This window comes from Isoptericola croceus (assembly GCF_029382255.1).
Taxonomy (GTDB): domain Bacteria; phylum Actinomycetota; class Actinomycetes; order Actinomycetales; family Cellulomonadaceae; genus Isoptericola; species Isoptericola croceus.
In genome coordinates this window covers 128,040-146,807 of record NZ_JARLLG010000004.1, presented here as the reverse complement: position 1 = coordinate 146,807, position 18,768 = coordinate 128,040, and the positions used below count along the sequence as shown (strand labels likewise).

The following is an 18,768-nucleotide window of genomic DNA, read 5'->3' as shown; positions in this document are numbered from 1 at the left end:
GGCTGGTGCCGGGAGCACGGTGGACGGCATGACCACCACCGCTCCTCCATCGAGCACGACGGCGTCACCCCCGCTCTCGGCGTCCGGCTCCGCCGCGCTCCGGCTCCGCACCACCGCCCTGACCGCGATGACGCCGATCGTCTGGGGCACCACCTACCTCGTCACCACCGAGCTGCTCCCGCCGGGCCACCCCCTGTTCGCCGCCGCCGCGCGCGCCCTGCCAGCAGGGCTGCTCGCCCTCGCCCTGACACGGACCCTGCCGCGCGGTTCGTGGTGGTGGCGGGCCGCGGTGCTCGGGGTGCTCAACATCGGGGCGTTCTTCCCGCTGCTCTTCATCGCCGCGGAACGCCTCCCTGGCGGGGTGGCGGCCACCATGGGGGCGACGACGCCGTTCGTCGTCGCGATCCTCTCCGTCGCCGTGCTCGGCGAACGGTGGTCGCGGTGGCGGCTGACCTGGGGCGTCGTCGGGGTGCTCGGCGTCGGGCTGGTCGTCCTCGGCCCGGAGGCCGGCCTCGACCCCGCCGGGGTCCTCGCCGGCCTCGGGGGTGCCGGCGTCATGGCGCTCGGTGTCACGCTCGCCAAGAAGTGGGGGCGACCGCCAGGTGTCGGCCCGATGGCGTTCGCCGGGTGGCTCCTCACCGCGGGCGGACTGGCGCTGCTCCCTCTCGCACTCGTCGAGGGTGTGCCGGCGCAGGTCGACGCCGGCGGGCTGGCCGGCTACCTGTGGCTCGGGATCGTGGGAGGGCTCGTCGCCTACACCCTCTGGTTCGCCGGCATCCGTCGGCTGTCCGTGACGGCGGTGGCGTTCCTCGGTCTGCTGTCGCCGCTGACGGCGGCCGTCCTCGGCGCGGCGGTGCTCGGCGAGTCGATGGAACCGCCCCAGCTCCTCGGGTTCGGCCTCGCCCTGCTGGCGCTGGTCGCCGGGCAGGTGGTCCCGCGCCGGCGACCAGCGCTGGAGCGCTCGCTCACTCCCGGGGGCGCAGCCTGACGGTCGGCAAGGGCGGGGCGGGCAGCGGACGCGGCTGGTCCGGGGGGAAGGGCCCGAACAGTTCGGGTGCGCTCGCGTCCCTCGGGTCGACGGGCTCGAACCCGAGCTCCGCCTGATATCGGCGGCGGAACGCGGCGATCTCGTCATGGTCCCGCCCGACGAAGTTCCACCACATCACGATCTGCTCGCCCAACGGGACACCCCCCAGGACGATGACGCGGGCACCCGCATCGCCCGCTGCGACGACCAGTGACTCCGACCCCGGCGGGAGGTAGGCCAGGGACCGGTGCGCGACAGCGGTCGAGTTGACCACGACATCGGCGCTCTCGGCGAGCACACCGTGCTCGAAGTCCCCCCGGACGTCCAGCCGCACAGAGGCCCCGGGCTCGAGAACCAGCTCGGCACCGAGCAGGTCGGGTGTGCGTGTGTCGACCGGCGACACCGAACCGGCGAGCTCTCCGATGAACACGCGCGCCGTCGCCCCGGGCAACGTGACCGGCTGCGGCGTGTGGCGCACGAACTCCTTCTCGCCGAAGCGGGTCTCCTCGGGCAGCGCGTACCAGAGCTGAACACCGTGCAGGATGCCGGCCTCGGGGCCACTGATCTCCTGGTGGGTGATGCCGCGGCCCGCGATCATCAGGTTGAGCGCGCCCGGGACGACCGTCGCCGCGTTGCCACCGGAGTCGAGGTGCTCGACGCGCCCGGTGAACAGCCAGGACACCGTGGCGAGCCCGGTGTGCGGATGCCGTGGCACCAGCATGCCGCCCGTGGCCGCGACGTCGTCGGGGCCGTAGTGGTCCAGGAAGCACCAGGCTCCCACCAACGATCTCTCCCGCTGGGGCAAGGTGCGATGCACGTCCATGGCGCGCGGTCCGCCGAGCGCGACAGGACGGGGCTCCAGGACCTGTACGGCGGCACGCGACCGGCCAGGTCCGAGGAGCTCCAGCTCGGGGCGGCTGTCGAGGTTGGTCATCGGACGAGCCTTCCTTGGGGGTCGCGCGGGCGTACCGGGTGCCCGCTGAGGACGGAGATCCTGTTGAACGCGTTGATCGCGACGGCCACCCACTCGGCGGCCACGAACGTCGCGTCACCGAGGACGGACCGGGCGCCGGCCAGCTCGGCAGCGGCCCTGTCGTCGAGCGGGAGGACCGTCGTCGCCTCGGCCACGGCGAGCACCGCCCGTTCCCGGTCGCCGAACACGCCCGCTTCTCGCCAGCTCGGCAGCACGTCCAGCTTCTGCTGCGGGACGCCCGCCTGCCGCGCCTCTCGCCCGTGGAGGTCCAGGCAGAACGAGCAGCCGTTGAGCTGGGACGCCCGCACCTTGATCAGCTCGGACTCCTGCGCGAGGAGCCCGCGCTGCGTCGCGGCGTCGCGCGTCGCCGCCGAGAGGGCGACCAGGGCGTGCCACGACTCCGGCACGGCCTTGTCGAGGAACGGGCGCACGCCGGCTCTAGACGCACTCGGCGCGGGCGGCGCCGGCGGCAGCACGGGGAGGGGCGGCCTCGGAGATGTCATCCATGGCGCTACTCAAGACCGTGTTCCCGGCACACGGTCAAGCGCCCCGACGTGCCGGCGGCTTGACCGTGTGCCAGGAACAGGGTGTCGACTCTGCGGCGGACGGCCGCCGACGACGAGCGGCCCCGACGGACGAGCACCCCACCGGACGGGCGGGGCTCCACGAGTCCGAGGAGCAGAGGTGTCAGAGAGCGTGCACGAACGACCCCAGGACGACGACGGCGCCCCGGCAGCAGGTACGAGGCGACGGCCCCGTCGGCTCGTCCGGTCCGCCCTCCGCCTCGTCCCGCTCCTGCTGACGGCCGTCGCGGCGGTCGTCCTGGTCTGGCTGAACCGGAGCCCGTGGTGGGGGTGGGTGCTCACGGGATCGGTGCTCGTCGTGGTCGCCGTGTGCTGGCGTCGGGTCGGCGGGCGTCCGGTCGCCGTCCGGCTGGGCGCGTGGGTGCTGGGCACCGCCGCGGTCTGCGCGACGGGCGTGCTCGCACACCCGGCCGCCGAGACCCGGGCGGCGGGCGGCGACGACCCGGCCCGCACGGATCACGTGCTGACCCGCGAAGGGCCCGTGCAAGGAGTTCTCGACGACACGCGCACGGTCGAGATCTTCGCCGGCATCCCGTACGCGCGGCCGCCTGTGGGCGACCTGCGCTGGCGGGATCCGCAGCCGCCCGAACCCCGCGACGAGGTGCTCGTCGCCGACAGGTTCTCCCCCGTCCCGGTACAGAGCACGTCCACCTTCGCGACGCGGGCTCTCTCGCGCGTCGTGGAGGTACCGCTCGAAGGGACGCTGCTCAACCCCTATCCGGTGAGCGAGGACAGCCTGACCCTCAACGTCTGGCGCAGCACCGCACCCGTGTCGGACCGGCTCCCCGTCCTCGTGTACGTCCCGGGTGGAGGCTTCGCGACGGGCTCCGGTGCCCTGCCTCTCTACGACGGGGCGTCGCTCGCCTCTCGCGGCGACCTGATCACGGTCACCGTCAACTACCGCCTGGGGGTGCTCGGCTTCCTCTCCCACCCGGCCCTGGCCGCGGAGTCCGGCCGCGACTCCTCGGGCAACTACGGGATCCTCGACCAGATCGCCGCCCTGGAGTGGGTCAGGGACAACATCGCCGCCTTCGGCGGCGACCCGGACCGGGTGACGGTCGCGGGTCAGTCCGCGGGCGGCGAGAGCGTCTGCCTGCTCGGTGCGACACCGCTGGCGGAAGGTCTGCTCGACGGGATCGTCGCGGGGGGCGGCGCCTGCATGGGCACGGCCGGCGACACGGCGCAGGGCGACCAGTTCGACACCCGGCGCACGGCGGAGGACGCGGGTCGCCGCCTGAGCCAGGAGCTGGGCGGGGCGACGGTCGAGGAGATGCGCGCGATGCCCGTCGAGCGCGTCGTCGAGGCGGCGGCAGCGCTCGCCTCGCACTGGCGACCCTCGGTGGACGGGCACGTCCTGCCGGCCGTCCCCGCGGACGTCTACGCCACCGGGAGGCAGCACGACGTACCGATCCTCGTCGGCAGCAACGCCGACGAGGCCTCGCTCGCGCTCGCACTTCCCCCGGACCTGGACGTGGACGAGTACCGGGCATCGGCGCTCCGGACGTACGGCGATCTGGCACCCGATTACCTCGACCTGTACCCGGGCGACACCCCTGGACAGGCCCTCGAGTCCTCCGTGCAGGCACAGACGGACCAGGTCATGACCCGCGCGATGTTCCGCTGGGCACACCTGCACACGCAGTCCGGTGACGCGGACGCCTACCTGTACTTCTTCTCCCACACGCCGCCGGAGCCGGGACTGGAGCGCTACGGCGCCTACCACGGCGCGGAGGTGGCCTACGCGTTCGACAACCTCGGGGTCGACAGCGACGCGCGGTACACGGGGGCGGACCATCGGCTGCGGGACCAGATGACCGGGTACTGGACCGCGTTCGTGCTCACCGGCACCCCCAGGGTGCCGGGGCTGCCCCGCTGGCCGGCCGTGCAGGAGGCTCCCGAGCTGGTCATGGAGCTGAACGGCGACGGCAGCGGGATGAGCCCCCGCCCGCGCGCCGATGCCGTCGACTTCTGGATGCGCTACCCCGGGCCGACCCCGTAGGCACCGGACCCGGGACGTCCGAGGCGCATCGTTCAACCGATCGCGCCCGCTGTAGTATCGACTCCCTGGTCAGCAGGTCGACACGAGGTGGGCAGTCAGGTGGCGGAAGTGCGACAGACGCGCAACGCGGAGCGCACCCGGCGTGCCGTCCTCGACGCAGCCACCGCGGTGATCCTCGAGAAGGGCTCCGCAGTGACCCTGGCGCAGGTGGCTTCCGCGGCGGGCGTGTCCAAGAGCGGCCTGATCCATCACTTCGGCAACCGGGACCAGCTGGTCCTCGCCGTGGTCGAGGACGTCTACGAGCAGTTCCGCGCGAGGGTGCTCGAGCATCTCGACCTGTCGGAGAACTACCCCGGCAAGCTGCTGCGCGCCTACGTCCGCGCGCTCGGTGCGGGGAGCACCGAGGCCGTCGCCGTCCGTGACCTCACCTCGGCCGTGAGCTGGAACGGCCTCTACACCATCCCCGCGGTCGCGGCGCTCGTCGACGAGCAGAACGCGGAATGGAGCAAGCAGTTCGCCGCTGACGGGCTCAGCGCCGAACGCATCCAGGTCGTGCGCCGGGCCGCCGAGGGGGTCGCCGCGGCAGCCGTGATCGGCGACGAGGACGCGGAGAGCATCGCGACCGCCGTCGGGCTGCTGCTCGACCTCGCGACCGACGGCACGTTCCGCTCCCCCCTCTGAGGGGCCCCCGCCTCCCACCCCTGCCGGCTCCCGGTGCGGGCACCCGGCCGGCCGGCGGCCGTCGACTCGTCGTGCCCTGACACGTGCGCACCCCGACCTGCCGGGCGCTCGTCCCCAGGCGGACCGCTCACGCCCTGACAACTCGCTCCAATCCGATCGCATGGTCTATGAGATCGACCACAAGGCCTTGTTTAACCGACCATATGGTCCGTAGAGTAGGCGGCCATCGACCAACACCGACGAGGAGCCGCATCATGACCGCCCCATCCGCCCAGGCACCCACCCGGGCCACCTCCCGGACCTGGTTCGGCCTCGCCGTGCTGGTCCTCCCCCTGCTGCTCATCACGATCGACGGGACGGTCCTCGTCCTGGGCCTGCCCGCGATCTCCGCCGACCTGAGCCCGACGGGTGTCCAGCAGCTCTGGATGATCGACGTCTACGCGCTCGTCCTGGCCGGCCTGCTCGTGGCGATGAGCGCCGTGGGCGATCGGTTCGGGCGCCGCCGGAACCTGCTCATCGGTGCGGTCGTCTTCTCGATCGCCTCGGTGGCCGGTGCGCTGGCCACCGCCCCGTGGATGCTCATCGCCGCTCGCGCGCTCCTCGGGGTGGGCGGGGCGATCATGATGCCGTCGACGCTGTCGCTGGTCCGCAACATGTTCCTCGACCGTCAGCAGCGGCGCTACGCGATGGCCGTCTGGGCCGCGATGGCGTCCGTCGGGGCAGCGGTCGGGCCCATCGTCGGCGGCTGGGTCATCGAGACCTTCGGCTGGCGGGCGGCCTTCACGATGAACATCCCCGTCATGGTGCTCCTGCTGATCCTCGGGCCGCTGCTCCTGCCCGAGAGCCGCAACCCCCAGCTCCAGAAGATCGACCTCACCAGCGTCGCCCTCTCGCTCGTCGGGATGCTCTTCGTGGTGTACGCCATCAAGACGCTCACCGGCGGCGAGGACATCGCTCGCGGGGTCGTCGTGCTCCTCGTCGGCCTGGCGGCGATCGCCCTGTTCGTCCGGCGGCAGCTGCGGCTGGCCACCCCGCTCCTGCAGGTCAGGCTCTTCACCGTGCGGTACTTCCGCGGAGCCGTCGTCGCCGACCTCCTGGCGATCTTCGCGATGGTCGGTGCGCTGGTCGCGCTCATCCAGCACCTCCAGCTCGTCCTGGGGCTCACCCCCCTGCAGGCCTCGTTCTGGCTCATGCCCCAGGCGATCCTCGCCGCGACAGCGAGCTTCGCCGCCGCGATCATGGTCAAGCGCATCCTGCCGGCCTACGTCATCTCCGCAGGACTCCTGATCGCGGCGGTCGGGTTCGGTCTGACCGTGTTCCTGACACCGACCTCGAGCCCCGCTCTCGTCGCCGCCTCGCTGGGGCTCGTCTCGCTCGGCGCCGGCATGGCGCTGGCCCTGAGCAACGACATCATCATGAGCTCCGTCCGGCCCGAACGTGCCGGGCAGGCCGCCGCGACGTCGGAGACCGCATACGAGCTCGGCACGACGCTCGGCACCGCCGTGCTGGGCGGGGTGCTCGTCGCCTGGTACACCCGGACGGTCACGGCCGGGACCGGAGCGCTCGACCTGTCGGCGTCCGCCGCCGAGCGGGCGTCCTCGACGATGGCCGAGGCCCTGCTGGTCGCCGCGGAGCTCGGCGGCAGCACCGGAGCGGCGATCCTCGCTGTGGCGCAGTCCGCGTTCACCGAGGCGATCACGGTCACCGGCATCGCCGGTGGCGTGGTGATGGTGCTGGCCGCCGTCTGGGCGCTGGTGACGCTCCGCGGCGCCTCGGCACACCAGGACCTCGCGGCCGCGCACGAGGAGGAGGTCCGGTAGGACCGTCCGTCGCTGCGCGGACACGCACGGCTCACCGTGCGTGTCCGCGCAGCGTTCACCCTGCCGGCGCCGTGGCGGGCCGCACCGGCTCGCGTGGCCGCCCACAGCCACGAGCACACCGCGTGTTCCGGGGACACGGTCAAGCGCGGCCGCTGTAGCGTCATCGCCATGAGCACCCTGACCAAGGCCGAAGCGCTGAAGGCGCTCCACGAAGCCCCCGAGATCCTCCGCGTCGTGAACGTCTGGGACGCGATCAGCGCCCGCACGGTCGCCGACCTGCCCGGTACGCGCGCGATCGCCACCGCCGGGCACTCCATCGCGTCGAGCCACGGGTTCGCGGACGGGAAGATCCCCCTCGATCTCGCGCTGTCCGCCGTGGCGCGGATCGTGGAGGCGACCGACCTGCCGGTGACCGCCGACCTCGACGCGGGGTTCGGCGACCCGGGCGAGTCGGTCCGTCGCGCGATCGGCGTCGGTGTCGTCGGCGCGAACGTCGAGGACCGCCTCGTGCCGCTGACCGAGGCGGTGGCGAACGTGGAGGCCATCGTGCGCGTCGCCGAGCAGGAGGGCGTCCCGTTCCAGCTCAACGCCCGCACCGACGCGCTGGTGCGAGGTGGCGACCGTCCGCTGGCCGAGAGCCTCGACGACGCCGTCGAACGCGGTCGGGCGTTCCTCGACGCCGGCGCGAGCCTCGTCTTCGTGCCGGGCAAGCTCGACCACGAGTCGACCCAGCACCTCGTCGCCGGGCTCGGTCTGCGCCGGCTCAGCGTCATCGGCGTGCCCGGGGCGCTGACCGCGTCCGAGTACGAGGAGCTGGGCGTCGCCCGCGTCTCCTACGGACCACTGACGCAGCGGGCCGCCCTGCGGGCGCTGCGCGACCTCGCCGCGGACCTCTACGGCGACGGGGTCATCCCCGCCGACACGCCCGCGCTCAACTGAGACGGGGCGCGCTGGCAGCGCGGCAGCACCACCGGCCGCACTGTCAGCGCGGCAGCGCGGCAGCGGCGGCGACGACGCTGTTGACGATGACCGCGGTGATCGTGCGGGTGACCGCCTTGGCGGAGGCCTCGGCTCCCCAGCTGCCGTCCTTGAGCTCCTCGGCGCGGGCGATCACCGGTGAGGTCCACGGGATGTCGCGGTCGAGCTGAGGCATGGTGCCGCTGCCGTAGAGCAGGGCGGCGAGCGCGGCGGTGCGCGGGGTCGGCTCGACCCTGTCGACGAGCACCGCGCGCACCTCACCGAGCACCTTCGCCCTGCGGCCGCTGTCGCCCTCCTCGAGGGCCGACGACGTGAACAGGCCGAGAGTCTTGCGGGTGCGCCGGCGCAGGTCGCCCCGGTCGACCAGCCTGTCCAGCAGCGGCTGGCGCAGCGACGGGCCCGTGGCCGCCAGGACGGTCTGCACGCCGCGGGGCTTGTCCTCGACGTACTCCCAGCTCGTCCGCATCAGGGGGTCCGCGGGCGGCCGGTCGCGGACGGCTCCGACGAGCAGCGACCCCGTCCGGCCCGGCGAGGTCTGCACGTGCTCGCCGAGGCTCAGATCGGCGAGGACCGCGCCCGCCAGGACGTAGGACAAGGTGCCCTCGCCGGCGATGGTGCCCGAGCCGGGCTGGAACAGCAGCAGCAGGAGGTCTTCTGCCAGGGTCGGCTCGCCGGGGGCGCTCGCGCCGTCGGTGGTCTGCGGTGCGGTCTCCGGCGCGGGCCGCGCGCCGTCCGGGTGCTCAGTCGTCATCTGTCGTGTCCTTCGCCTCGCGCTCGGGCAGGTTCTGCTCGAGCTCGCTCGCCAGGGTGTGGGCGCGCCCGATGACATCGAGCTGCGCCGGGTTGTACAGGTCGGTCAGGGCGTGGGCCATCGTCTGCGCGGTGAGCGACGGATCCTTGGCCAGGTGCGCCACCGGATCGGTCAGCCACGGGAAGTCGCGGTTGTTGCGCACGATGGTCGCGGCCAGCCTGTCCACCAGCCGGCGCCGGGTGTCCTCGTCGGCGTCGGCGGACAGCTCGTCGAGCTCGGCGCCGACGCCGTCGGTGTCCGCCTCGACGAGCTTCTGGATGTCGGACAGCGCCGACTCGTCGTAGAGCTGGGTGTAGATGTGGACGATGGACCGGTCCGCCTCCGAGAGCCGGGCCGCCACCGACTCGAAGCCGGCCGGGATGTCGGCGGGCGCGTCGTCGCGCAGGATGACCACGAGGTCCGCCCGCGCCTTCTGCAGCCGAGCGATGCCCTGCTGCAGCTCCGCGTCGAGAGCGCGCAGCACCTCCGGGGTGCTGTCGGCCCGGGCGCTGACGTCGCCGATCTGGGCGAGCGGCACTCCGAGGCTGACGAGACGCCGGATGCGGAGCAGGGTCACCAGGTGCTGCACGTCGTACTGCTTGTAGCCGTTGTACCGGCGCTCGGGCTCCTCGAGCAGCCCGATGCGGTGGTAGTGGCGGATCGTGTTCACCGTCGTGCCCGCGCGCTCGGCGAGCTCTCGGGTGCTCCACGGCATGTCGTCTCCTCTCGCTCGACCGAGCAGCAGGCCGGTCCACGCGACGGGCCCCACCGGCGGTGGAGGGCAGCCGGTGGGCCGCCCTCCACCGGGTGGTGTCACGCGCCCAGAAAGGACTTCAGGGCGTCGTTGACCTCGTCGCCGTGCGTCCAGAGCAGGCCGTGCGGCGCGCCTTCGACCTCCACGTAGGTGGCGTCCGGCAGCGCCCGACGGAACCGACGCGCGGTGGCGTCGATCGGCAGGATGTTGTCCTTCGTGCCGTGCAGGATCATCGTCGGCTTGCCGGCCGCGCGCACGGCGTCGACGTCGGCGCGGAAGTCCTCGATCCAGGCCGGGACGACGGCGTAGGCAGCGACCGGGGCGCTGCGGACCGCGACGTTCCAGCTGGCCTCGACGGCCTCGGGGCTGATGAGCGAGCCGAGCGTCTCGTCAAGGTTGTAGAAGTTCTTGAAGAACTCGGTGTACCACGCGTACCGGTCACCCCGGGCGGCCTCGGCGATGCCGTCGAAGACCTCCTGCGGCACACCCTCGGGGTTGTCGTCACGCTGCACGAGGAACGGCTCGAGCGAGGCGAGGAAGGCGAGCTTCGCGACGCGCTCGTGCCCGTGGTTGGTGACGTAGCGGGCCAGCTCCCCGGTGCCCATCGAGAAGCCCACGAGCACGACGTCGCGCAGGTCGAGGGTCTCCAGCAGGGTGTTCAGGTCGGCGGCGAAGGTGTCGTAGTCGTAGCCGTGGTGCACCTTGGAGGACTGGCCGAAGCCGCGGCGGTCGTACGTGATCACCCGGTAGCCCTGGTCCAGCAGCTCCCTGGTCTGGCGCTCCCAGCTGTGCCCGTTGAGGGGGTAGCCGTGGATCAGCACGACCGGCTGCCCGGCGCCCTGGTCCTCGTAGTACAGCTCGACGGGCGTGCTGTTCTCGTTCCCTACGGTGATGTAGCCCATGCTCCCGCTCCTTTCGGTTCCCGGCCGGCAGAGGAGACGGCCGCTGCTCCCAGTAGATTCCGTGTGGTAAGAACACGGTCAAGCCTCACGGCGAGCCGGTCGGCCCGCTCACCAGGCCCGCTCGGCGGCGCGCACCTCTCCGCTCCCGACGGCGGCCACCAGCTCGGCGTGATCGTCGTGCGTCTGCTCGGCATAGGCTCGCCCGAACCCGAGGATCCCGTCGGCGAAGGCGGCACCTCGTCCCATGTAGGCGGCGATGGCGGCCGGGTCGCCGCTGCGCGCGTGGGACTTGGCCAGGGCGTGCCCGCAGGCGTAGGCGAACTGCGGCAGGTATCCCGCGATCTGGTCCCCGCGCGGGATGATCTTCATGTCGCGGAACTGCCGCACGTAGTAGTCGAAGCCGTCGACACGCAGGTGACCGAGGAAGATGTCGCTGGCGGACTGCATCAGACGCTGTCCCACCACCACGCGTTCGCCGTGGTTCGAGAACTCGCTCGGACCGAGGAACTCCTCGTACACCGACGTCGTCGCCTGTTTCACCTGGGAGAACAACGGCTGGTGCCCGCTGTCGCCCTCCAGCAGGTGCAGCCAGACGCGCATCCCGACGCTCCCCACGCCGACGACCTGACGGACGGAGTCGACCCGGGTGAAACGGCTGACGAGGCGGCGCAGATGGGGCGGGATGGAGGCGAGGTACGTGTCGTAGACCTGCTCGTAGGCGGCGACCTGCCGCTCCTGGCTCAGGTCGTCGTCCACACGTTTCATCGGGTCCCGGATGATCCGCCGCCTCCCGCCCTCCTCGGTCACGAGCTGCTTGGCCACGCCGTGATGGGTCCGCTTCCTGGACTGCTTCTCGATGAGGCGGACGGCGGCCTCGGCATACTGCGAGGACAGCCGCTTCAGCGGCACGTCGGGCGGGATCCGGTCGTACCAGACGTCCAGCTCGCCCATGCGGGCGTACCGCCACATCGCCGTGCGGTACCCCTCCACGGCTGCTGCGGCCGAGCTCTCACCACACCCCGCGACGAGCCGTTCCGAGCCCGCGAGGACGTGGACGCTGGTCACCAGACGCTTGAGGTCCCACTCGAACGGCCCCGGGAGGGTCTCGTCGAAGTCGCGCGCGTCGAACAGCAGCTGCCGCTCCGGCGACGCCCAGAAGCCGAAGTTGAGGACGTGCGCGTCACCGCACATCTGGACCGTCAGGCCCGAGGGGGGCGCCGTCGCGAGGTCGGCAGCCATCACGGCGGCGGCGCCGCGCAGGTAGGCCCACGGCGACGACGCCATCCGCGCGTACCGCAGCGGGAGGAGCTGCGGGTCGCGGACCGTCTCCTGCGCACGCAGCCGGTCGAGAGGCCGCTGGTCGCGCACCCGCGGGTCCCAGTCGGCCGCGCGCCGACGCGGCGCCCGTTTGCGTGCGTCACGGCCGTCCTGCGCCGTCGCACTGACCTGGTCCGAGGACCGCGCCCGGGGCTGCGCCTCAGCGCTCATGCGTCGTCCGCCTGGCCGGCGAGCGCGACGTCGCGCGCGCCGACCTCGCCCCGGACGACCGGGACCTCGTCGATGTCGTCGACGACCGTGACCCGGCCGCCCTCGCCCGGATCCGGGTCGGGGACGATCGCCTCCGGGTCGACGAGGTACACGTCGTGGCCGTCCAGGGTGAGCCGGCGCACGAGCTCGAGGAGCATCCGGCGCGACACGTCGTCGATCGAGTAGACCTCGGAGACGTCGACGACGACGCGCGGTTCGGCCGGCGGGCTGTCGATGACCTCGCGGACGAACCGTTCCGCCCCGGCGAAGCGGATACCGCCCTGCAGCCGCAGGACCCGGACCGCGTCGCCCGCGCTGCCGCGGGCACGGTTGGACCGCACGACCGCGCGCGCGGCGGGCGGCACCTCCATCAGGTGCAGCCCCATGTCCGAGGTGAACCGCTCGAACAGCGACACGCCGCGGACGCTGTTGCCGTGCGCGTCCAGCCGGGGCGAGAACGTCGCGATGCCGAGCTGGCCCGGCAGCGCACCGATGAGCCCGCCGGCGACGCCGCTCTTGGCGGGGATGCCGACCTGCGTCGCCCAGTCCCCCGCGGCGTCATACATCCCGCAGGTGGCCATGACGCTCAGTACCTGCCGGACGACCCGCTCGCCGACCACCCGCCGACCCGAGAGCGGGTTGATGCCTCTGTTGGCCAGCGTGGCGGCCATCATGGCCAGGTCCCGTGTCGTGACGAGCACCGAGCACTGGCGGAGGTAGCCGTCCACCACGCGCCGGGGGTCCTCCGTGAGGATCTCGTGGCTGCGCAGCATGTGCGCGATCGCCAGGTTCCGGTGCGCATGCTCCATCTCGGAGGCACACGCGTCCTCGTCCACGGGCAGACGTCGGCCCGCGAAGGCCGAGAGGCCGTCGATCACGCGCTCCACCCGACGGACAGGGTCGGCCCCCTCCGGCCCGGTGAGCGCGTGCGCCGTCATGGCGCCGGCGTTGATCATCGGGTTGAGCGGACGTCCGGTCTCGTCCTCCAGGGAGATCTCGTTGAACGCCTCGCCGGACGGTTCGACCCCGACCTTGGCCAGGACGGGCCCGAACCCACGGTCGGACAGCGCGAGCGCGTACGCGAAGGGCTTGGAGATCGACTGGATCGTGAACTCCTCCTCGACGTCGCCCGCACCGTAGACCTGGCCGTCGATCGTGGCGAAGACGGCGCCGAGCCGGTCGGGGTCCGCCGCCGCGAGCTCGGGGATGTAGGCCGCCGTCGCCCCGGAGTCGTCCGCCGCCACGTCGGCCAGCGCCCCCTCCAGGTAGTCAGGGATCATCGACCGCATGTGCTCACCTCCGCGGCTGCGCGGTCCTGCGCAGCGTCGGACGTCACGCTATGCCGCGGCACGGCGGCCTGCAGGACAGGTGGGCGGTCACGGCCGGTGCCGGACGGCGAGGGTCACCGCGGACAGGTCCGCGCGCGTCGGCGTGCGGAACGAACCGCCCGCGGCGAGGAACTCGTCGCCGTGCCGGGCCAGGTGGCGGCTGAACAGCGGGCACACGGGCACGATCGTGAGGCCGTGACGGATGCTGTCCGCGAGCGCCTCCGCCAGCAGGATCTTGGCCAGACCACGCCCGGAGAAGTCCTGGTCGACCTCGGTGTGGAAGATGATGCGCTCACGGTCCGCGTCCGGGAGGTCGACGAACTCCGCCCTGCCGGCGACGGGCCCGTCGTCGACCGTGATCGTGTAGGCGCTGACGGGGTCGGCGAGCTCGACCCCGACGGTGACCCTCGCGCCCGTCGTGTCCGTCAGTACTTCAGTCATGCGACATCCCTCTCCTCGGCGTGCTCACCGCGGTGTGCCCGGCACGGACCTGGTGCCGCACCGTGAGCGCGTCACCGTCGGACGCCCGCCCAGTGGACACCGTGTGGTCGGAACACGGTCAACCGGACGTCGCGGCCTCCAGGTCCCGCGGCTCGTCGGCCGGCTCGTCGGCTACCGGGCTGGTGAGGGCGCGGAGGTTCCCGACGTCGACGTTCGCCCCGAAGGCAGGGGTACCCGGCTCGAGCCGGACCCCCGTCGCGAGGTCGCCGATGGCGAGCGCGTCGAACCCGAGGGCGTCGACCAGCTCCGACACCACGGTGAGGTCCGCCGGCGCGTCACCGGCGACGGCGATCGCCTTGCGCCCCGGCCCTGCAGGTCGGGCCCCGTCCTCCAGGTCGTGGTAGCCCATGTGGTTGAACGCCTTGACCACCCGAGCGCCCGTCAGGAACTGCTGGACGAGCTCGCTGGAGGAGAGCCCGGGTGGGACGACCGCGTCCCGAGGACCGTCGATCTCCCACCAGTGGTTCATCGCGTCGACGACCAGCTTGCCCTCCAGCTCCCGGACCGGGACGTCGCGGTGCTTGCTGAGCGGCAGGGCGAGCACAACGATGTCCGCGGCCGCTGCCGCCTCGGCGGACCGGACCGGCCGGGCACCAGGGGTGAGGACCTCGGTGGTCAGGGCGATCTTCTCGGGGTCGCCGGAGCCGGAGATCAAGACCCGGAAGCCTGCGGCCACGGCCAGCCGGGCCAGGACGGTTCCCACCTTCCCGGCGCCCAGGATCCCGATCGTCGTGGTGGCGGGGCTCATCGTGCCGCTCCTGCCGCGACCATCGGGGTCTCGGCCAGGAGCTCGCGGACGCGCGGGATGACCTGCGTGCCGTAGAGCTCGACCGAGCGCAGCCGCGCGGTGGCGGAGACCGTACCGGCGGCGGAGTAGATCATGTCGAACCGACCCGCACCCAGCGCCCGGACCGCGTGGGCGATCTTGGCCGCGACCGTCTCGACCGACCCGACGTACAGCGACCCGCCGTCCACCTCGGCGTCGAACTCCGCCTTCCGCAGCGGTGGCCATCCGCGCAGCGCACCGATCCGGTCGCGGATCTCCCGGTAGCCGGGGTAGAAGAGCGCCTTGGCCTCCTCGTCGGTCTCGGCGACGAAGCCGGGCGAGTGCATCCCGACCGGCTGCGGCGTGGTGCCGAGCTGCTCGTGGGCGCGCCGGTACAGGTCCACGTAGGGCGCGAACCGGTCGGGGGCTCCACCGATGATCGCGAGCATGAGCCGGAACCCGTAGTGGGCGGTGCGGAGCACCGACTGGGGCGTCCCGCCGACGCCCACCCAGGTCTGGAGCCGGCCAGACTCGGTCTTCGGGAACACGTCGGCCTCGTGCAGAGCCGGTCGGGTCGTGCCCTCCCAGGTGATCGGCTGCTCGTCCAGGAGCCGGTGGAAAAGGTTGATCTTCTCCTCGAACAGGACGTCGTAGTCCTTCAGGTCGTACCCGAACAGCGGGAAGGACTCGGTGAACGATCCTCTGCCGAGGATCACCTCGGCGCGACCGTGGGACAGCGCGTCCACGGTGGCGAACCGCTGGAAGACGCGCACCGGGTCGTCCGAGGACAGCACCGTGACCCCGGAGGCCAGCCGGATGCGCTGGGTGGCTGTCGCGATACCGGCCAGCACCGTCTCCGGGCTGGAGATCGCGTACTCCGGCCGGTGGTGCTCCCCGAGGGCGACCACGTCGATGCCGACCTGGTCGGCGAGCACCGCCTCTGCCACCGCCGCGCGGATCGCCTGGGCGTGGGAGACGATCTCGCCCCGGTCGTCCCGCGGCCGGTCCCCGAAGCTGTCGATGCCGAACTCGATCTGCGAGACGTCCATGGTCTGCCGCTCCTTCTCGGTGAGGTCGCGCCGGGGCGCATATGATTCACATGTCAACAACCGAGGAGGGTCCATGGATAATCCACGGCGTCGTCGACCGGTCCCCACGCACGAGGAGCTCGCCGCCTGGCGGGTGCACATCGAGACCTCCGAGATCGTCCGCGCCCGCATCGAGGCCCGGCTGCACGAGGACTCGGGACTCTCCGGCGGGGACTACAGGGTGCTCCTCGCGTTGAGCGAGGCGGAAGGCCGGGCGATGCGATCCTCCGAGCTCGCCGCGCACATCGAGTGGGAACGCAGCCGCCTGTCCGGTCACCTCGGCCGCATGGAGCGGCGGGGCCTGGTGCGTCGCGAACCCTGCGCGGAGGACGCCCGAGGCTCGCGGGTCGTGCTCACCGACTCCGGCGACCGCGCCTTCCACGCCAGCACCCTGCCGCACCTTCGCGCGATCAAGGAGGTCTTCGTCGACGCGCTCACCCCCGAGCAGCTCGACCACCTGCGCGACGCCGCGGCAGCCGTGCGCCGCCACCTGCACCTCGACCCGCTCCCGGAATAGTTGAGAGCTCAAGTCAGTTGCCGAGGTCATGAGCACACGACCACTCCTCGCAGCGGACACGGCCATGGGTGCCGTCACCCTCAACGTCGCCGACCTGGACGGCATGACCGCCTACTACCGCGACGGCGTGGGCCTGACCGTGCTGGAGCAGGCCGGGCCCGTGGTGACGCTCGGCCGGGCCGACCGCGCCGTCGTCGTCCTGGCGCACACCCCCGAGCTCCGGCACGCCTCTCCCCACCAGGCAGGGCTGTTCCACACCGCGATCCTCTTCGACACGGAGGCGGCCCTGGCCGCCGCGGTCAACTCGGTCGCGCGGCGGCGCCCGGGGTCCTTCACCGGGTCCGCCGACCACCTGGTCAGCAAGGCGTTCTACTTCGACGACCCCGAGGGCAACGGTGTCGAGCTGTACTGGGACCGCGACCGGACGCAGTGGAGCTGGACGCACGGGCAGGTCGAGATGGGGACGGTGCTCCTGGACCCCGACGCCTACCTCCGTGAGCACCTCGACGAGCGCGGGCTCGCCGGCGAGCCGGTCGGCGACGCCCGGGTGGGGCACGTCCACCTGTCGGTGGGCGACGTGGCGACGGCCCGTGACTTCTACGCCACCCGCCTGGGCTTCGACGTCACGATGACGCTGGGCGACCAGGCCGTGTTCGTCAGCGCCGGCGGCTACCACCACCACATGGCGATGAACGTGTGGAGGAGCCGCGGCGCGGGCCCGCGTCAGCAGACCCTCGGGCTCGGCCGGGTGGACATCGAGGTGCCCACGGCCGACGACGTCGCCGAGCTGGTCGACCGCATGCAGCACCACCGCGTCCCGGTCCGCGACGACGGCCGGACGGTCAGCGTCGAGGACCCCTGGGCGAACGCGGTCAGGATCACGGCCACCCAGGGCCGATGAGGCAGAGGCTTGAGCATTCAACTCAACGATGTCCTCCGGCTGGGGGGGGAGGGCCGGATCGTCGAGCCGCCCACGGCAACCCCATGGTGTGAGGATGGGAGCGTGACACGACCACCGGACGCCGACACGCACGCGCGGGTCGATCCCGACGACAGCCTCGGCAGGGCGTCGGTGTGGCAGGACCTCGTCCTCGCCACCCACCTCCTCGAGACCGCGCTGGACCGGCAGTCGCAGCGGGAGGGCGGCGTCTCGCACGGCCATTTCAAGATCCTGGTGCTCCTCCACGCCGCCGAGAGCCACACCCGAGGGCTCAAGAGCCTCGCCGAGACCCTGCGTTTCTCCCCGAGCCGCATCAGCCACGCCGTGACCGCCCTGGAACGCCAAGGACTCGTCGAGCGCCGTCCGGCGACGAGCGGGCGCCGCGCCCACGACGCCGTCCTGACCAGCGGCGGACGCCGCGTGGTCCGTCGGGTGCTCCGCTCTCAGCGCCGCGAGATCCGCGACCCGCTCCTGGACGAGCTCGGCGGGCTCGGCACCGCCGCGCTCGGCGACCTCAGCGCACGACTCATCAGGCTGCTCGACGAGGGCAGAGGCTCCCCGGAGAACTGACGGCCACCGGGCGCACCACCCTCGTCCTGGCGCGGTGCCCCGTGGTCAGCTCGACGACGTGTGATCAGCCGCCGGCACGCAGGTCGTAGAGGCCGGGTCCGCAGCCCATCTCGCCCTTCTCCAGCTGGATCGGCCGGATGTCGGTGAAGCGGAACGGGTCGTCGTCGCCCTGGCGCACCACGACGACGCAGTCCGACGTCCACATGATCCCGGCGGCGACGACGAGCTCGTCACCGTCGCGACGGGCCGCGACATCGACGTGCTCGGCGAGGGCGTCGCGGACCGCAGCCTCAGCCGCAGCGGGGTCGGCGTCGGCGGCCAGGCCGGACAGGACGTCGAGGACGATGTCGGCGGTGTCGTCCGGAAGGTCGCCGATGAGCTGTGGCCCTTCGTCCTCGTCCTGCGGCGAGAGGGTCGGTTCTGCCTCCGGTCTCGGGTCCAGGGCGGCCAGCACCTCGGGGCAGTCGACCTGGTCGACGTCGGCAGCGCCTTGGTGCCGACGGGCGTGCACCGTCAGCGTCCAGCAGGTCGTCGCCGAACCCGCGGTGCGGTTCGGACCCTCGCACGGATTCCACGGGTTGAACCGGTCGCTGAGTTCGCAGGACACCCGCCCCACCTCGGCCTCGACAGCGATGTCGACGCGAGCGCCGTCCGAGCGGTCGGAGCGTCCGTCGAAGCCCAGGACGATGACCCGCTGCACAGGCCCCCAGGGCCTGTGGAAGCCGTCCGCGAGCCAGTAGGTCCGGGCCGCCAGGGCTCGGGCGTCTGCCGGTTCGGCCCAGTGCGGTTCGATGGTCTCGGCGATGTCGTCGGCGACGTCCCGGGTCAGCTGCAGAGCGACGTGGTCCCCGTTCAACGGGACGAGCCAGGCGAAGCTCTCTCGGAAGAGCATGAAGACTCCACCGAGGAGGATCACTGCGACGCCGAGCCCGGCGAGCCTGCGCCGGGCACGGTCACGGCGGTTCTGAGGTGTGGACACAACCCTTGATCCTGGCAGCGATGTGGTCCGCCGCATCGCTTCAC

Annotated in this window: 19 protein-coding genes; 8 read left to right on the top strand and 11 right to left on the bottom strand. The window is 72.3% G+C overall.

Features of this window, described 5'->3' with window-relative positions:
* Positions 1–28 precede the first annotated feature (28 nt).
* Entirely contained in the window at positions 29–988 is a 960-nt protein-coding gene (locus PZC42_RS11245; RefSeq protein WP_277211070.1) for an EamA family transporter, read from the top strand.
* Here PZC42_RS11245 and PZC42_RS11240 read toward each other — a convergent pair.
* Positions 966–1,961, bottom strand: a complete 996-nt coding sequence (locus PZC42_RS11240; protein ID WP_277211068.1) for a pirin family protein — start codon at positions 1,959–1,961, stop codon at positions 966–968. The two genes, PZC42_RS11245 and PZC42_RS11240, sit on opposite strands and share 23 nt — an antisense overlap.
* The gene (locus PZC42_RS11235; RefSeq protein WP_277211066.1) at positions 1,958–2,431 is read right to left on the bottom strand and encodes a carboxymuconolactone decarboxylase family protein; all 474 of its coding nucleotides are present in this window, start codon (positions 2,429–2,431) and stop codon (positions 1,958–1,960) included. The genes PZC42_RS11240 and PZC42_RS11235 overlap by 4 nt, the downstream gene beginning before the upstream one ends.
* A gap of 265 nt (positions 2,432–2,696) precedes the next feature.
* On the opposite strand from PZC42_RS11235, the gene PZC42_RS11230 reads away from it, so the two are divergent.
* The 4 genes from PZC42_RS11230 to PZC42_RS11215 all read left to right on the top strand — a co-directional run bounded on the left by PZC42_RS11230 (position 2,697) and on the right by PZC42_RS11215 (position 8,023).
* Positions 2,697–4,583 carry a carboxylesterase/lipase family protein gene (locus PZC42_RS11230; protein WP_277211064.1) on the top strand — a complete coding sequence of 629 codons (1,887 nt, stop codon included), beginning with the start codon at positions 2,697–2,699 and terminating at the stop codon, positions 4,581–4,583.
* Positions 4,584–4,691: 108 nt separating this feature from the next.
* Positions 4,692–5,264, top strand: a complete 573-nt coding sequence (locus PZC42_RS11225) for a TetR/AcrR family transcriptional regulator (RefSeq protein WP_277211062.1) — start codon at positions 4,692–4,694, stop codon at positions 5,262–5,264.
* 254 nt (positions 5,265–5,518) lie between these two features.
* On the top strand, positions 5,519–7,084 hold the full coding sequence (locus PZC42_RS11220) for an MFS transporter (RefSeq protein ID WP_277211060.1): 1,566 nt from the start codon (positions 5,519–5,521) through the stop codon (positions 7,082–7,084).
* A 168-nt stretch (positions 7,085–7,252) separates the two neighbouring features.
* Positions 7,253–8,023 carry an isocitrate lyase/PEP mutase family protein gene (locus PZC42_RS11215; protein ID WP_277211057.1) on the top strand — a complete coding sequence of 257 codons (771 nt, stop codon included), beginning with the start codon at positions 7,253–7,255 and terminating at the stop codon, positions 8,021–8,023.
* A 43-nt stretch (positions 8,024–8,066) separates the two neighbouring features.
* Here PZC42_RS11215 and PZC42_RS11210 read toward each other — a convergent pair whose 3' ends face one another.
* The 8 genes from PZC42_RS11210 to PZC42_RS11175 form a co-directional block, all read right to left on the bottom strand.
* The gene (locus PZC42_RS11210) at positions 8,067–8,813 is read right to left on the bottom strand and encodes a GOLPH3/VPS74 family protein (RefSeq protein ID WP_277211055.1); all 747 of its coding nucleotides are present in this window, start codon (positions 8,811–8,813) and stop codon (positions 8,067–8,069) included.
* On the bottom strand, positions 8,803–9,567 hold the full coding sequence (locus PZC42_RS11205; protein ID WP_277211053.1) for a helix-turn-helix domain-containing protein: 765 nt from the start codon (positions 9,565–9,567) through the stop codon (positions 8,803–8,805). The genes PZC42_RS11210 and PZC42_RS11205 overlap by 11 nt, the downstream gene beginning before the upstream one ends.
* A 98-nt stretch (positions 9,568–9,665) precedes the next feature.
* Entirely contained in the window at positions 9,666–10,508 is an 843-nt protein-coding gene (locus PZC42_RS11200; protein ID WP_277211051.1) for an alpha/beta fold hydrolase, read from the bottom strand.
* A 108-nt stretch (positions 10,509–10,616) separates the two neighbouring features.
* Positions 10,617–11,996 (bottom strand): DUF2252 domain-containing protein, encoded by a 1,380-nt coding sequence (locus PZC42_RS11195; RefSeq protein WP_277211049.1) that lies wholly within the window; start codon positions 11,994–11,996, stop codon positions 10,617–10,619.
* On the bottom strand, positions 11,993–13,324 hold the full coding sequence (locus PZC42_RS11190; RefSeq protein ID WP_277211047.1) for a glutaminase: 1,332 nt from the start codon (positions 13,322–13,324) through the stop codon (positions 11,993–11,995). Before PZC42_RS11190 ends, PZC42_RS11195 begins: the two co-directional genes overlap by 4 nt.
* A gap of 87 nt (positions 13,325–13,411) precedes the next feature.
* Positions 13,412–13,804 (bottom strand): GNAT family N-acetyltransferase, encoded by a 393-nt coding sequence (locus tag PZC42_RS11185; protein ID WP_277211045.1) that lies wholly within the window; start codon positions 13,802–13,804, stop codon positions 13,412–13,414.
* Between the two features lie 118 nt (positions 13,805–13,922).
* Positions 13,923–14,612 carry an NADPH-dependent F420 reductase gene (locus PZC42_RS11180; protein WP_277211043.1) on the bottom strand — a complete coding sequence of 230 codons (690 nt, stop codon included), beginning with the start codon at positions 14,610–14,612 and terminating at the stop codon, positions 13,923–13,925.
* Positions 14,609–15,679, bottom strand: a complete 1,071-nt coding sequence (locus PZC42_RS11175; RefSeq protein ID WP_277211041.1) for an LLM class flavin-dependent oxidoreductase — start codon at positions 15,677–15,679, stop codon at positions 14,609–14,611. Before PZC42_RS11175 ends, PZC42_RS11180 begins: the two co-directional genes overlap by 4 nt.
* 73 nt (positions 15,680–15,752) lie before the next feature.
* Here PZC42_RS11175 and PZC42_RS11170 point away from each other — a divergent pair, with 73 nt between their 5' ends.
* The 3 genes from PZC42_RS11170 to PZC42_RS11160 all read left to right on the top strand — a co-directional run bounded on the left by PZC42_RS11170 (position 15,753) and on the right by PZC42_RS11160 (position 17,745).
* A complete protein-coding gene (locus PZC42_RS11170; RefSeq protein ID WP_277211039.1) occupies positions 15,753–16,235 on the top strand; it encodes a MarR family winged helix-turn-helix transcriptional regulator in 483 nt (160 codons plus the stop codon).
* 28 nt (positions 16,236–16,263) lie between these two features.
* The gene (locus PZC42_RS11165) at positions 16,264–17,136 is read left to right on the top strand and encodes a VOC family protein (RefSeq protein WP_277211037.1); all 873 of its coding nucleotides are present in this window, start codon (positions 16,264–16,266) and stop codon (positions 17,134–17,136) included.
* A 102-nt stretch (positions 17,137–17,238) separates the two neighbouring features.
* On the top strand, positions 17,239–17,745 hold the full coding sequence (locus PZC42_RS11160; RefSeq protein WP_277211035.1) for a MarR family winged helix-turn-helix transcriptional regulator: 507 nt from the start codon (positions 17,239–17,241) through the stop codon (positions 17,743–17,745).
* Between the two features lie 64 nt (positions 17,746–17,809).
* On the opposite strand, the gene PZC42_RS11155 is transcribed toward PZC42_RS11160, so the two are convergent.
* Positions 17,810–18,724, bottom strand: coding sequence for a hypothetical protein (locus PZC42_RS11155; RefSeq protein WP_277211033.1), 915 nt, complete (start codon positions 18,722–18,724; stop codon positions 17,810–17,812).
* Positions 18,725–18,768: the final 44 nt, after the last annotated feature.